Origin of the sequence: Candidatus Paracaedimonas acanthamoebae, from assembly GCA_017307065.1 — a bacterium.
GTDB lineage: Bacteria > Pseudomonadota > Alphaproteobacteria > Caedimonadales > Caedimonadaceae > Paracaedimonas > Paracaedimonas acanthamoebae_A.
This window is the reverse complement of sequence record JAFKGL010000013.1, coordinates 55152-69280: the sequence shown is the minus strand read 5'-3', so window position 1 is coordinate 69280 and position 14129 is coordinate 55152. Positions and strand designations below refer to the sequence as shown.

The following is a 14129-nucleotide window of genomic DNA, read 5'->3' as shown; positions in this document are numbered from 1 at the left end:
GAAAATTTATAGAATATAACCTAACTTAACTTTGAGAGAAATTGTGAAGTCCTTAAATCCTATTCTTATGTCAGGTCAAGAAGTTCTCCCTCTTATTGAGGGAGGAAAAGGGATTTCTGTTTCGAATGGTGAAAGTTCAGGCGCCTGGGCTGCCGCTGGAGGGGTTGGTACTTTCTCTGGCGTTAATGCCGATGCCTATGATGAAAATGGAAATCTAATCCCCGTTGTTTATCATGGGAAAACAAGGCGTGAACGCCATCATGAACTTATCGCCTATGCCATAAAAGGTGGTATTGATCAGGCGAAAATTGCCCATGAAATGCGGAATGGACAAGGCCGCCTTCATATGAATGTTCTCTGGGAAATGGCCGCTTGTGAAGAAATCTTATATGGCGTCCTTGAAGGCTCCAAAGGGCTTATTCATGGAGTTACCTGTGGCGCGGGAATGCCATATAAAGTTGCTGAAATTTCAGCACGTTACAATATATTCTATTACCCGATTGTTTCTTCTGCACGTGCTTTTAATGCCTTATGGAAAAGAGCTTATCATAAATTTCCAGATAAACTCGGCGCTGTTGTTTATGAAGATCCTTGGCTTGCAGGAGGTCATAACGGCCTAAGTAATAGTGAAGATCCAACTCAACCTCAAGCTCCCTATGAACGCGTTCTTGCCTTAAGGAAACAAATGGCGGCGTTTGGTCTTGATAATATCCCTATTATTATGGCTGGTGGCGTTTGGTTCTTAAGGGAATGGGAAGATTGGATTGATAATCCTGAACTTGGTCCTATTGCGTTTCAATTTGGGACACGGCCCCTTATTACACAAGAGAGCCCTATCTCTACAGAATGGAAACAAAAACTTTTAACGCTGAAGCAAGGCGATGTCTTTTTAAATCGCTTTAGCCCCACAGGTTTTTATTCTTCTGCTGTTAAAAATGATTTCTTAAATGAACTTCATGCTCGTTCGCAACGTCAGGTTGCTTATACAACGTCGCCAATTGGAGATCATGAATCTGCTTACGAAGTTGGTGCTCGTAAGAGACTTGTTTATCTTACAGCTCATGATCTTACTCATGTTGAGCAATGGGTTAGCCAAGGTTTTACAGAAGGCTTACGAACTCCCGATAGCACCCTCATTTTTGTAACACCCGAAGATGCCAATCAAATTCTGACTGATCAAATTAATTGTATGGGCTGTTTGAGTGCTTGCCTCTTTAGTAATTGGCAACAAGATGATCCTTATACGACAGGCCATAAAGCAGATCCTCGTTCGTTCTGCATTCAAAAAACACTCCAAGAAATTTCACACGGGGGTGATGTTAATCAACAGCTTATGTTTGCTGGGCATAATGCCTACCGCTTTGCTTCTGATCCCTTTTATGCCGATGGCTTTATTCCCACGGTTAAACAACTTATCGAACGTTTAAAAACCGGAAACTAAAAACGAAAGGAGCTTAAAAATGCTTACTGTTGGTGATAATTTTCCTGCGTTTTCGCTGAAAGCTGTCAGGTCTACTGAGATTGGTGATTTTCCTCTTGTCACAGAGAAAACGGATAAAGGAAAATGGAAACTCTTCTTTTTCTGGCCTAAAGATTTTACCTTTATTTGTCCAACGGAAATCATGGGATATGGTGATCTTTATACACAATTTAAAGAAAGAAATTGTGAAGTTTATGGTTGCAGCACAGACTCTGATTTCGTCCATGTTGCATGGCGTACGCACCATGAAGGGCTCAAAAATAGTCCTTTTGCGTGGCTTTCTGATATTCGTAAAGAGCTCTCAACTGCCTTAGGCATCCTTCATAAACAAGAAGGTGTTTGTTTACGTGCGACATATTTAGTGGACCCTGAAGGAATTATTCGGCATGTCTCGATTAATGATCTCTCAGTTGGTCGTAATGTTGAAGAGACTCTCCGCCTTCTTGATGGCCTACAATCCGAAGGGCTTTGTGGTTGCAATTGGCAAAAAGGCGAAGATCACGTAAAAGTCGCTTAATAATGGACTCATTTAAAGAGCAAGGAAGTTATTTTCTTGCTCTTTTTTATTTCACCCCCCTCTTCAGTACTACGCCGGTTTTTTCTTAAAAAGAATTTCAAAAAGTCAATTTATTAGATCAATTTATCCATGAAACACGCGTAAAATCTCTAAAACTATCGTTCTTTCCTGCTAAAGTTATCCTATTAATTTGTTGAAAAATATTTTTATGCATTAAGAATTTATTAATAATTTTCTTGCTTTTTAGGCGATTTTTAAATAAGAAAAAACGGGGTGGTTAATTTGCCCATTAGAGGTACAATAAAGTGGTTACAAAATTATTGCTCTCTCTTATAATTATTCTGAGTTTAAATACTCCTCATCGAATTTTTTCAGCAATATCTACTTTCACTATTCCCCATCAAGAAAAGCCAATTATCTTTTTAATTAAAAGAAAAGAGACTGGTAATTTAAAAGAAATTAAACGCTATCTGTCTCCTAAAAATGATTCCGACTTTTTGTCTCAGCCTTACCCGCTAAAATCTCGAAAAAAGACCTTAAATGTTATTCCTCAAAATCCTCTAATTTTAAAAAATCATGCTCATGTTCAATTTTTACCCTCAGTCTTTTTGTTAAAATCTATTAAAAAAATTCAATTAACTGAAAAAAAGAGACAAATTATTAAAGAGCCGAATTTTGAACTCCCTGCTCAATCCGAGACAAGCGTTATTACCGAAAATAGTGAAAAAGATGATGAAATTATCTTCCCTTGGTTAACTTTAGAGGACGATATTCTTTTCTCCTTCGCAGAACTATCCTCTTTAGAAGAAGAAAAAAAAGATCCTTTAGGTTTGAAAAGTATTTTCTTAGAAAAAATTCCTGTTTTATCACCATCACAAGATGACCTTTTTCTTTTTCCTATTTTTAAGCAAGACCAATTAAAGATTTCTGATTCTATAGCGCTATCTAACTCAATCTCAAGGGATGAAGAAATATCATCTCACGTAATGACAGATACTATCTCAGAGATGATACTTCCTGAGACATCTGAGACTAGTGAGGCCACTCTTCCGATTTCTATGGAAATTAGTCCAAGTACTTCTTGTCCTCAAATAATCCCTATACTCAATAGCGAAGTACCAACCTTACCTACCAAGCTTTCGCTTCCTATAGCAGCAAGCAGTGATATGGGCGCCTCGAATTCTGTCACTTCAATCATCTCAAGCTATCCTCTTCAGGCTCAAACCACGCCAACAACCAGTAGTCAAATACCCCCCTTACCAGCTTCAATTGCAGTACCTATAGCGGCAAGCTATAGTCTCAAGAACTCAAACCCTATAGCAGTAATCAGTAGCCAAACACCAACCTTATCCGCACCGGCTGCGCCTGTCGCTTCTTCTGTACCTACAAGCAGTAACGTAAGTGCTCATATACCGGTAAAAATATCTCTTCCTAACATAGCAAGTGCAACTAAGTCTATTTCTTCCCCTAAAACAACAAGCAGCCCTTCAAATACCAAGATATCCGTAGCAACCCCAAGCTTGAGTACTAAAGATGCTCCAAAAACACCGCCATTAAGCAGAGCGACATCAGCTTCAAGTGCAGCGCCTATAGCGACGAGCTGCAGTCTCAAGGATTCAAACCTTATAGCAACAATCAGTAACCAAGCACCAACCTTGTCCGCACCGGCTGCTCCTATCGCTTCTTCTGTACCTACAAACAGTAACGTAAGCGCTCATATACCGGTAAAAATATCTCTTCCTAACATAGCAAGTGCAACTAAGTCTATTTCTTCCCCTAAAACAACAAGCAGCCCTTCAAATACCAAGATATCCGTAGCAACCCCAAGCTTGAGTACTAAAGACGCTCCAAAAACACCGCCATTAAGCAGAGCCCCATCAGCTTCATCAGCCCCTCTTCTTTCTTTTATGGCTGGGCAAGAGAGTGACACAGACGTTTCTGAAGCTACAGCAGGGAAAAACTTAAAGCCTCATCCGACTTCAACAAGAACTTCTTATAGCCCATCACCTCATGATCAATATCCGAAGAAAACTCAAACTCTCACGGAAACAACCTATAAAGGCTATCTAAGGCAAGCTGGCGTAACGCCGACAAGTTCTTTCAATACTATCCCGACTTTAACTCAAACAACTGAAGCCCCCCATCCGGCCCCAACGTCAACTTTTTCTTATGTGCCCCAGCTGGAGGTATGGCAACGTTCTAAAGGTCCTATACAAGCAGCATATGACGCTCACCTAAAGCAAGCAGAAATAACCTCTATAACTGTCCCTTTAGAAACAACTTCTACAGCAGAACAAGGGTATGACCCTGCTTCAATAACATGGACCTATTATGAAAAACGCACAAGAAAAGCGTCTGATACCTTTTTAGATAATTTGGACCTTCATTTAAGATCTATATATCCTTGGAAGAAAGTTTCCAAAGATGCCCCTTGTAGAGCCAATAAAAAGAGACTAACAGCTTCTTCATGTACTAGCCGAACACCGCCTACAGATTCTCAAAATTCTGCACAAATAGTTTATACAGATCCCCATAAACACATTGTAAATTCTGATACGGACGACGAAATTAGCGACTTAGAGATCTAAAAATTGAAAGCACTTTGAAAATCTTAATTATATGAAGAAAAAAGGACTTATTTTATTCTTTTTTACTTTTCATAAATATTAGATATTTATGATAAAGTACTGCTTTGAAGGAGAAAAAGATGATCACATTAGAGAATTCAAGTCGTTTAAAATCTATAGAACATTTGAAAATATTGCTTGCAAATACTTATCTACTTTCCCTTAAAACGCAGAATTGCCATTGGAATGTGATAAGCCCTAATTTCTCGATGCTGCATGAGCTTTTTGGAAATCAATATGAGACTCTCTCAGAGGCAATTGATGAAATTGCTGAACGAATTCGGATGTTAGAAGAAAAAACTCCCGCGACTTTTCACGAGTTTTTAAAGCTTACGACGTTAAGTGAGAATGAAGATCTTAAGACACCTGAAATTATGGTGACTACTCTTTTAAATGATCATGAAAAAATTATTGCAGAGCTTCGGGTAATTCTAAAAGAACTTGAATCCAGTGATGACGAAGGAACAATTGATTTCTTTATTGGACGCCTCAGAAATCATGAAAAAACAGCCTGGATACTAAGAAGTCATTTGTAATTTATAGTAATCAATCCCTTATTTTTTACTCTTTATTAATCTTTCTTACCTATAAAGATCTTGTCAGTGATAAAAAATAATAAGACAAAGGGAGAGCTTCGTGGACCCTATCTTAAATATAAAATTTAAGAACAATATTCACTTTCTCTAAAGGTTTCAGATTGATTATTTAGCAACATGTTTACTTCATATAAGCCAAAATATTCCCAGAAATTTAAATCTCTGGGAATTTTTTTATAATAAATCTTCAACATTTTCAGAGAATGCTTGCCTTTCTTTCCATCTATCGGCATTAATGTTTTTTAACCAATAATCTTTGCAAATGAAGAATGACACAACATCATCGTAATCATTTTGAAAAAAGTCGCGCTGCGAGGCTTGCGGCTGTTCAAGCTCTTTATCAAATTTCGGAGACAGATCAAACAGGTCCTGCTGTCATAGAGGAATTTATCTTTCATCGCTTTAATTCAGGTGATTACCCTGTCAGTGTAGATGTTTCTTTATTCAGAAAACTTATCACAACGTCTTATGAGAGACGCCAGGATATCATGGACCTCATCCTTGCAAATCTTAGTCAAGAATGGTCTCTAGAACGTCTTGAATCAATTTTAAAAGCTATTTTACAAATTGCTACAGCTGAGTTTTTAGGACGGTTAACAACAGTCCCTGCCCCCGTTATTATCTCAGAATATGTTGATATTACTCATGGATTTTTCGAAGGTAAAGAACCAGGATTTGTTAATAGTTATCTTGATAAAGTTGCAAAACATTTAGGATATTCACTTTCAAAACCTAAAAAATAATATCATTTAAAAAATGCTTTAAAACACAAGGATATGGAGTTTTAAATGAAAGATAATCATTCCCCTGTCATTTTATGCATCCTAGACGGTTGGGGACATCGTGAAGAACTAAATCATAACGCGATTGCCCAAGCAAAAACGCCCAACTTTGATCGTTTTCTAAAAAATTATCCGCACTCTCTCCTTGAAGCCTCAGCTCTTGACGTTGGACTTCCTGAAGGGCAAATGGGAAACTCTGAAGTTGGACATATGAATATTGGTGGGGGGCGTATCATCATGCAAGATCTGCCTCGCATCGATGCTGCTCTTAAAAATAATGAAATTATACCCCTCCCAGAATTTCAAAATTTCACTAAAAAAGTAAAAGAAGGAACAGGTGTCATTCACCTTTTAGGCCTTTTGTCTCCAGGAGGCGTTCATTCACACCAAAATCATATTATAGCTCTTGCAAAGAATTTTTCAAATGAAGGATTAACCGTTTACTTGCATCTTTTCCTTGATGGACGTGATACCCCTCCTACTTCAGGAAAAGAATATTTAAAACATTTAATGAGTGAAATAAGCCTTCTTCCCTCTATTAAAATTGCAACAATAGGAGGCCGATATTTTGGGATGGATCGGGATAAGCGGTGGGATCGCGTTGAAAAAGCCTATCGAGTTATGACCAAAGCCCAAGGACCTATCTTCAGTGATCCTCTTGCTTATATTCAGGAAAATTATACCTCTAAAATTACCGATGAGTTTATTCCTCCTGCCCTTTTACAAGGCTATAAAGGCATGCAAAATGGAGATGGATTGTTCATTGCAAATTTCCGTGCCGATCGAGTTCGTCAAACTCTAAGTGCTCTTGCCCTCCCAGACTTTCAAGATTTTCAGAGAGAGGAAATTATTCAATTCTCCTCCATTCTCGGGCTTGTTGAATATTCTGAGCTTTTAACACATTACAGCCCTGCGCTCTTTCCTGCTATTGAGATTCATCATAGTTTGGGCGAAGTCATTGCGAATGCTGGCCTTAAACAATTGCGCATCGCTGAAACAGAAAAATATGCGCATGTCACCTTCTTTTTCAATGGAGGTCAAGAATCACCTTTCCCTCGAGAAGATCGCATCCTTATACCTTCTCCAAAGGTTGCCACATATGATTTACAACCAGAGATGTCTGCAAAACAAGTAACACAAGAACTTATTTCAGCCCTCCATAAAACACCTTATGATCTGGTTGTTGTAAACTATGCCAATACTGATATGGTTGGCCACTCAGGAGATCTTAATGCTTCGATTCAAGCGGTGGAATGTGTTGATGAATGCCTAGGAGAAATTGAAAAAGCTCTATTACCTCTTAATGGAACTCTTCTGATCACCGCAGATCACGGAAATGCTGAACAAGTTTATGATGAAACTTCAAAAGAAGCGCATACAGCTCATACAATGAATCCAGTGCCTTTTGTGTGTATCAACAATACTCTCTCTAAAGCTTCCTTATCAGATGGAAAACTATCTGATATAGCCCCAACAATATTGGAAATACTTGGGTTACCTAAACCATCTGAAATGACAGGAAAATCCTTATTAAAGAATCTTTAGTTTATTCTATGTTATAAAAACAACGATTGTTATAAACTATAGACAATAGAGTGAGTTAGAATAGAGTGAGTTAGAATTGAAGGGAAATTATGTCAGCTTATATTTTTCATAGATTTCATTTTAGTAAATTGTGGTCCTGTTTGTTTTTTTCTTTTACTATTCTGGTTACGGGATGTAGCGCTAAAGATAAAGACAAAATAAGTACAACTCCTCCGTCTTTATCAACTAAGGAAGCTGCCCTCTTTTATAGCTATGTGACCGATCGTGTGAAGAGAGAATATATTGAAAAAGTTGATGATACAAAACTCTTAGAAGGTGCTTTAAATGGGGTTTTATCTTCCTTAGATCCTTATTCAGCTTATCTTGAACCCGCAAAATATGAAAATATTAAGAAGCAAACACAAGGTCATTATGGTGGCCTTGGGATCGAAATGGTCATGGAAGATGGTATCATTCATGTCATCTCTGCTCTTGATGACTCCCCCGCTCAAAAGGCAGGTGTGTTGCCCGGTGATCAGATTATTGCCGTCAATAAAGAGGCGACTTACCAAATGAAATCTCTTGAAGCCGCTGAAAAACTACGTGGTGCTCCTGGCACTGAGGTTACAGTTTCAATAAAACGTGAAAAATTAGCTCCTTTTGAACTTACTTTAGAAAGAGAAATCATCAATACTCGTCCTATCAAATGGCGGATTGAGGATAATATCGCTTATATTCGTATTTCGACTTTTAACCAAGAAACAACTAAAGAACTTTTAAAAGCCATTCGAGAAATTAAAAGAAAAATAGATAAGAAAGACCTCACAGGATATATTCTCGATTTACGTAATAATAGTGGTGGTTTACTGGATGAAGCTGTTTCCGTAAGCGATGTTTTTCTGAATGGCGGAAAGATTGTTTCTATTCGGGGAAAAGATCCTAAAAAAGAGCTTCATTTTAGTGCAAATCCTGGTGATTTCACCGGGAATTCGCCTTTAATGATTCTGATTAATAGTGGAACAGCTTCTGCTGCCGAGATTGTTGCTGCAGCCCTTCAAGATAACAAAAGAGCTGTCATTGTGGGAACAAAATCGTTCGGAAAAGGGTCTGTGCAAAGCATCATCCCACTTACAAATAAAGGCGCTATTAAGCTTACTGTGGCTCTTTATTACACCCCTTCAGGTAAAACAATTCAAAAAAATGGCATTGATCCAGATATTAAAATTGATCAGCATGTAGATCTCAAAATGGTGAATGATGATAAGCACTTAAGGGAAAATAACCTTATTGGTGCTTTACCGGCTATTATTTCCGATAAATTCAACTCTACGCCTCCCGCAACTCAAAAAGGCGAAGGAAAGATAAAAAAAGAAGAAAATATTTTAAAAGACGTTCTTGATTACCAACTTAAGCAAGCATTCATTCTCTTAAAAGCAATGAGCATTTATGAGAAACTTCAACCGGGAAAATATATTGATCAGCTTAAGAAAGGTAAATAAGAGGTTTAGTTCAATTTAAAACGACAATGTTTTAATTGAGAGAGAAAGAAAAAGTAAATGAAGCATTCTAAAAAGGTGCTTCCACCCTATCGTAATGGGGTTGGAGTTATACTTTTAAATAAAGAAAATCAAGTTTTTATCGCAAGGCGTATTCTCCCCGCAAAAAAATCTTGGCAAATGCCTCAAGGAGGCATTGATGACGGAGAGACACCTGAAATTGCAGCTTTTCGTGAATTAAAAGAAGAAATAGGAACAAATAATGCTCAAGTTTTAGCAGAATCTGAGGTTTGGCATAGCTATGACTTCCCTCCGTATCTCATGGGAAAATTATGGAATGGAAATTATCGCGGTCAACGCCAAAAATGGTTCTTGATGCGTTTCCTCGGGAAAGATACTGAAATTAATGTAGCAACTGAGCACCCAGAATTTTGTGACTGGAAGTGGATTAGTATTAAAGAATTACCTGCTCTTGCAATCTCATTTAAACGAAAAACATATCAGGCATTAATAGACGAATTTCGTCTGCTAGCTGTTTCAGCTAAAGATGAATAATAATTCTTATTTAACTCCCAATAGTCTATTCTTTAGAAAAAATTCTTAAAAATACAAAATTGAAAAATTTAAATTCTTAGTTATAATAATTATAGATGTATAGATTTACCTCATTTTCCCTGGATTTCCTCTTCTAACAAGGAGTTTCATCATGACCTATGTTTATAAAACTATGCCCTCACCAGTTGGTATATTAAAATTAATTTCAAGTGATAAAGGTCTTACTGGAATTTTATGGGAAAATGATACACTTGGTCGCGTTTCTTTTAGGTCAGAGATAGAAGAAAAAGATAATCCTTTCCTTCTTGATGCTGAAAAGCAATTAAAAGACTATTTCACAGGAAAATTAAAAAAATTTTCTCTAAAGCTTAATTTTGTGGGCACTGAATTTCAAAAGAAAGTTTGGCAAGCTTTATTAACAATCCCTTTTGGTGAGACACGTAGCTATGCACAAATTGCCCAACAAATTGGCAATCCTAAGGCTGTAAGAGCCGTGGGCGCTGCAAATGGAAAAAATCCCCTTTCAATTATTGCTCCTTGCCACAGGGTGATCGGCACAAATGGAAAATTAACAGGATTTGCAGGTGGTCTTGAGACCAAAGCCTTCCTCTTAAAACTTGAAAATCCCGATAAGAGATTTGATGCTTAAAATTCTATATGAATAGCAGCTTCTGTAAAAAATTTATTTAGCTAAAAGAACAAGTAAGTTTTTGTTCTTGCCCATTCAATATAGCTGTTCCTCCAATTTTAAAAGGTCGACTGATGCTTCCATGGCCAACACCTGTCATTCGGAAAATAGGGAATTGGACTTCTGTCGCAAATTTTTTGAAAACTTCTTGTAAGAGAGCACTTTGATCTTGCTCAGGATGATCATAAGTAAAATCTGCCAAAAGCAAAGCTTTAAGATCTTTTAAAATTCTGGCTTGTTTAAAATGCTCTAAATATTCAGCAATGCGATAAGGTTTTTCATTTACATCTTCTAATAATAAGAATTTATTACTAGTTTGAAGCTGCCAATCTGTTCCAAGGCTATATTGCAAAACGGCTAAATTTCCTCCCACTAGAGAAGCCGTTACGCTTTCGAGTTCTTGAGCTTGAAGATTTAAAGGTATTAAATCCCTAAAAGTGACTTCTGATTGTGTCCCAAAAAGAACATCCTGCATTTCTTTTATTATTGCAGGATTTGCGTTTTCTTTGACGAGTTGAGTTAAGGTACATCCATGAATGGGGGTCCATCCCCATGCTTGATGAAAAAAATGATGAAGAGCCGTGATATCACTTAACCCAATAAATAATTTCTCATGACGCGGTCGTTCCAATTTTTCAAGGAAAGGGATTAAACGTTTAGCGCCTGCCCCACCACGCAGACACCAAATAGCCTTAACTTCTTCATCATAAAACGCATCTATTAAGCATTGAAGCCGTTTATCATCGGTATTGGCATAAAGAAGATCATCCCCGTAGAGATCAGAATGAACTTTTATACGCAACCCCCACTGAGATAAAAAAGAACGTGCTTTCTCAAGAAGGCCCTCAATGGCTCCAAAAGAAGGCGCAACAACCGCCACAGTATCCGCAATACGAAGAGGTGAAAAAGTTGGTTTGAAGACAGAAGATTGATTCATCGTTCTCATCCAAATTATAGGCTATGCCTTCTTGTGTCATGGTTCTAAATAAAAAAAATGCAAACTCGAAGGTCTATAAGCCGGGTTCTGTCCTGGGATTCCCAGGGATGATCATTCATCTGGAACTTTTGTTACCAAAAGCTTCACGCGACCTACCCGGATGATAACGCGGAAAGGCGCCTTTAGGTTTCCCTAACTATCATCCCTATTTGGTCTTGCTCCGGATGGGGTTTACCCTGCCACCTCTGTCACCAGAGGCGCGGTGCGCTCTTACCGCACCATTTCACCCTTACTAGCCAAGGCTAGCGGTATATTTTCTGTGGCACTTTCCCTAAGGTTACCCTCGCTGGACGTTATCCAGCATCCTCTTTCCGTGGAGCCCGGACTTTCCTCCTCTAAAATTATTAGAAGCGATCATCCGACCTTCGAGTTTGATTTTATTTCTATCAAATTTCTTCTTATTTCTCAACTCTAACAGATTATTTCTTTTCGATTTCTATTTTGCGAATAATGTAAGTGCCCGCCATAATGTCATGTAAGGTTTGTTTACGTGACATGAAAGGCATAATAAGTCGCCCAATGAAAAAAATTACGCCAGATAAGAAGGAAGCAAAGTATCGACCTGTCGCACGACTAAAGCTAACAGCCCCTCCTGTTTCTGAAATTATCCTAAGACCAAATACCCTCATGCCAAGAGTTGCTTGATATTTTGAAGAATATTGCAGCGAAAAGTATAACCATTGAAGCAATAAAGGAAGAATATAAGCTACAAAAATAAATGAAAAATTTGCGACTGCTTGCAAAGATGCGGAAACCTGCTTTGCTTGGCTTGAAATCTCATTATTATAGCTTGTTAAAGCCATTAAACTTATAAAAATAGGGGTTAAAACAAGAGTTAAAATTAATGTATCTAAAGCCCATCCTGTTGCACGAATCCAAAATCCTGCATACATATATCTTACTTCTGGAGTTTTTCTGAGCTCATCAATTTCAAAAGATTTGTTCACTTTTCTTGACTCCTTATTAATTTCACCACTTCTTCTTCTGGAATTGCAGCTCCAGCTTCTCCGGGTGAATCTTCATCAGCCATCTTCTTCCGTTACTTCAAGGCGTGTATTTGAACACGTTCCCCATTGAGAAGCAGAAGTTGCTGTCCCACTTGTACAATCAGCTTCATGATCCGTAATATATCCTGTGACTTTATTTATATAAGCTTGATAAGCAGATCTCGCACACTCTTTTTTTTCATCTCGTTCTTTTAAAAAAGCTATTTGTGATTGTTTTTCTTTTTGGCACTTTTCATTGCCTTCAGTATCAACATATCCTTTTTCTTCAGAAGAGTTTGCCTCTTCAGGGTTAAGATTGTTCTCATAATCATTCATTATAATTAAGCCCCCACCTTTTCTTCTAGATGATGAGATGACCTAAAATCGCTAGACCACATTTTCTCGAGATTATAAGAATCTCGCATTTCAGATGTAAAAAGATGGACTATGGCTGATCCTGCATCTAAAAGTACCCATTCACTATTAGGCAACCCTTCAACAACAATTTGTTTATATCCTTGTTTTGCAAGTTCTAAGTGCAAAATTTCAATGCTCATTCTTGCATGTTTTTGAGAACGTCCTGTTCCAATAATTAAATAATCAGACATCACAGATTTATTGAAAAGATCAATTATAGAAATATCTTCAACTTTATGATCTTCTAAGAAATTCTTAATAAAAGAAATAAGACCTGCATCAAAAACTTGAGAACGGGTAGTTATTTTTGAATTTATTTTCATCATCTTCTATTTTCTCACCCTATATTTTTATTATACTCTAATATTTACTTAAATAAAATGAATTTATAGAGACGAATCTTGCTCGTCTACTGACTTAAATTCTTGAATATTTTCATAAAGAAGACGTAAGATTGGCTGCACTCCTGTGCCGCTTACCGCAGATAAAAAGTAGACAGGTTTTTCTAAAGTCTCTTCTAAAACTCTTTTTTTGATTTGTATTTCTTCTTCGGTTAAAGCGTCTATCTTATTAAAAGCAATGATTTCTTTTTTATCAGCAAGACCATGACCATAGCTTTCAAGCTCAGCCCGAATAGTTTTGTAAGCCTGAATAGGATCTTCTAATGTACTATCGACGAGATGTAGAATAACTTTACACCGTTCAACATGCCCTAAAAAGCGTGTCCCGAGACCAACACCTTCATGAGCTCCTTCAATAAGACCTGGCAGATCTGCGAGTACAAATTCATGATTATCAACATGCACTACACCTAATTGTGGATGGAGTGTCGTAAAAGGATAATCTGCGATCTTAGGTCTGGCTCGAGAAGTGACGGAAAGAAAAGTTGATTTCCCAGCGTTCGGCAGCCCAACTAAACCAACATCAGCAATAAGCTTAAGTCGCAACCAAACCCATAATTCTTCTCCAGGCATTCCCGTATCAGCACGGCGCGGGGCTTGATTAACAGAAGATTTAAAGTGTGTATTGCCACGGCCACCAATACCACCTTTCAATAAAACAAGACGTTTTCCTGGCTTATCAAAATCAGCTAATAAGGTTTGTTTATCATCATAGTAAATTTGGGTCCCAACAGGAACTTTTAAAATGACCTCATGCCCATTTGCACCAGTTCGATTAGTTCCCATTCCATGGTGTCCGCGGCCTGCTTTAAAATGCTGCTGATAACGATAATCGATTAGAGTATTTAAATTTTCAATGGCTTCTATAATGACATCGCCGCCACGTCCCCCATCACCACCGTTAGGCCCTCCATATTCAATAAATTTTTCACGGCGAAAACTAACGCATCCAGGGCCACCATCACCGCTCTTTAGAAAGATTTTTGCTTCATCAAGGAATTTCATAAAATTTAACCAAAAATAAAGGAGAACTCAGGATTTGAGCTCTCCTTATTATCTTTAT

At 37.7% G+C, this 14129-nt stretch carries 14 protein-coding genes and 1 other RNA gene; 9 read left to right on the top strand and 6 right to left on the bottom strand.

What is annotated here, in order from left to right:
* The first annotated feature begins 67 nt into the window (after positions 1-67).
* The 9 genes from J0H12_02790 (at position 68) to J0H12_02750 (ending at position 10226) form a co-directional block, all read left to right on the top strand.
* Positions 68-1441: a nitronate monooxygenase gene (locus J0H12_02790; protein MBN9412840.1), complete on the top strand. Its 1374-nt coding sequence runs from the start codon at positions 68-70 to the stop codon at positions 1439-1441.
* Positions 1442-1460: 19 nt separating this feature from the next.
* On the top strand, positions 1461-1997 hold the full coding sequence (locus J0H12_02785; protein ID MBN9412839.1) for a peroxiredoxin: 537 nt from the start codon (positions 1461-1463) through the stop codon (positions 1995-1997).
* A gap of 305 nt (positions 1998-2302) precedes the next feature.
* Positions 2303-4585, top strand: a complete 2283-nt coding sequence (locus J0H12_02780) for a hypothetical protein (protein ID MBN9412838.1) — start codon at positions 2303-2305, stop codon at positions 4583-4585.
* Positions 4586-4704: 119 nt separating this feature from the next.
* Positions 4705-5160 (top strand): DNA starvation/stationary phase protection protein, encoded by a 456-nt coding sequence (locus J0H12_02775; protein ID MBN9412837.1) that lies wholly within the window; start codon positions 4705-4707, stop codon positions 5158-5160.
* A 329-nt stretch (positions 5161-5489) separates the two neighbouring features.
* Positions 5490-5963 (top strand): transcription antitermination factor NusB, encoded by a 474-nt coding sequence (nusB, locus tag J0H12_02770; GenBank protein ID MBN9412836.1) that lies wholly within the window; start codon positions 5490-5492, stop codon positions 5961-5963.
* A 45-nt stretch (positions 5964-6008) separates the two neighbouring features.
* Complete coding sequence (locus tag J0H12_02765; protein MBN9412835.1) at positions 6009-7547, top strand: 2,3-bisphosphoglycerate-independent phosphoglycerate mutase; 1539 nt, start codon at positions 6009-6011, stop codon at positions 7545-7547.
* A 140-nt stretch (positions 7548-7687) separates the two neighbouring features.
* Complete coding sequence (locus tag J0H12_02760; GenBank protein MBN9412834.1) at positions 7688-9025, top strand: S41 family peptidase; 1338 nt, start codon at positions 7688-7690, stop codon at positions 9023-9025.
* A 57-nt stretch (positions 9026-9082) separates the two neighbouring features.
* Positions 9083-9577, top strand: coding sequence for an RNA pyrophosphohydrolase (locus tag J0H12_02755; protein ID MBN9412833.1), 495 nt, complete (start codon positions 9083-9085; stop codon positions 9575-9577).
* A gap of 151 nt (positions 9578-9728) precedes the next feature.
* Complete coding sequence (locus J0H12_02750; protein MBN9412832.1) at positions 9729-10226, top strand: methylated-DNA--[protein]-cysteine S-methyltransferase; 498 nt, start codon at positions 9729-9731, stop codon at positions 10224-10226.
* A gap of 37 nt (positions 10227-10263) precedes the next feature.
* On the opposite strand, the gene J0H12_02745 is transcribed toward J0H12_02750, so the two are convergent.
* From J0H12_02745 to obgE, 6 genes are all read right to left on the bottom strand, one after another.
* Entirely contained in the window at positions 10264-11202 is a 939-nt protein-coding gene (locus J0H12_02745) for an LD-carboxypeptidase (GenBank protein ID MBN9412831.1), read from the bottom strand.
* 60 nt (positions 11203-11262) lie between these two features.
* Positions 11263-11632: RNase P RNA component class A (rnpB, locus tag J0H12_02740), an RNA gene on the bottom strand.
* 49 nt (positions 11633-11681) lie between these two features.
* Positions 11682-12209, bottom strand: a complete 528-nt coding sequence (locus tag J0H12_02735) for an RDD family protein (protein MBN9412830.1) — start codon at positions 12207-12209, stop codon at positions 11682-11684.
* 75 nt (positions 12210-12284) lie between these two features.
* The gene (locus tag J0H12_02730; protein MBN9412829.1) at positions 12285-12584 is read right to left on the bottom strand and encodes a hypothetical protein; all 300 of its coding nucleotides are present in this window, start codon (positions 12582-12584) and stop codon (positions 12285-12287) included.
* A gap of 5 nt (positions 12585-12589) precedes the next feature.
* Positions 12590-12991, bottom strand: coding sequence for a ribosome silencing factor (gene rsfS / locus J0H12_02725; GenBank protein MBN9412828.1), 402 nt, complete (start codon positions 12989-12991; stop codon positions 12590-12592).
* Positions 12992-13051: 60 nt separating this feature from the next.
* On the bottom strand, positions 13052-14071 hold the full coding sequence (gene obgE / locus J0H12_02720) for a GTPase ObgE (GenBank protein ID MBN9412827.1): 1020 nt from the start codon (positions 14069-14071) through the stop codon (positions 13052-13054).
* Between the last annotated feature and the right edge of the window lie 58 nt (positions 14072-14129).

Bases quoted from the DNA above. Each gene is read 5' to 3' on its own strand.
- J0H12_02790 (MBN9412840.1), top strand. From the start codon at position 68: ATGTCAGGTCAAGAAGTTCTCCCTCTTATTGAGGGAGGAAAAGGGATT.
- J0H12_02750 (MBN9412832.1), top strand. From the start codon at position 9,729: ATGACCTATGTTTATAAAACTATGCCCTCACCAGTTGGTATATTAAAA.
- J0H12_02775 (MBN9412837.1), top strand. From the start codon at position 4,705: ATGATCACATTAGAGAATTCAAGTCGTTTAAAATCTATAGAACATTTG.
- J0H12_02765 (MBN9412835.1), top strand. From the start codon at position 6,009: ATGAAAGATAATCATTCCCCTGTCATTTTATGCATCCTAGACGGTTGG.
- nusB (MBN9412836.1), top strand. From the start codon at position 5,490: ATGACACAACATCATCGTAATCATTTTGAAAAAAGTCGCGCTGCGAGG.
- J0H12_02730 (MBN9412829.1), bottom strand. From the start codon at position 12,584: ATGAATGATTATGAGAACAATCTTAACCCTGAAGAGGCAAACTCTTCT.
- rsfS (MBN9412828.1), bottom strand. From the start codon at position 12,991: ATGATGAAAATAAATTCAAAAATAACTACCCGTTCTCAAGTTTTTGAT.
- J0H12_02785 (MBN9412839.1), top strand. From the start codon at position 1,461: ATGCTTACTGTTGGTGATAATTTTCCTGCGTTTTCGCTGAAAGCTGTC.
- J0H12_02745 (MBN9412831.1), bottom strand. From the start codon at position 11,202: ATGAATCAATCTTCTGTCTTCAAACCAACTTTTTCACCTCTTCGTATT.
- J0H12_02755 (MBN9412833.1), top strand. From the start codon at position 9,083: ATGAAGCATTCTAAAAAGGTGCTTCCACCCTATCGTAATGGGGTTGGA.
- obgE (MBN9412827.1), bottom strand. From the start codon at position 14,071: ATGAAATTCCTTGATGAAGCAAAAATCTTTCTAAAGAGCGGTGATGGT.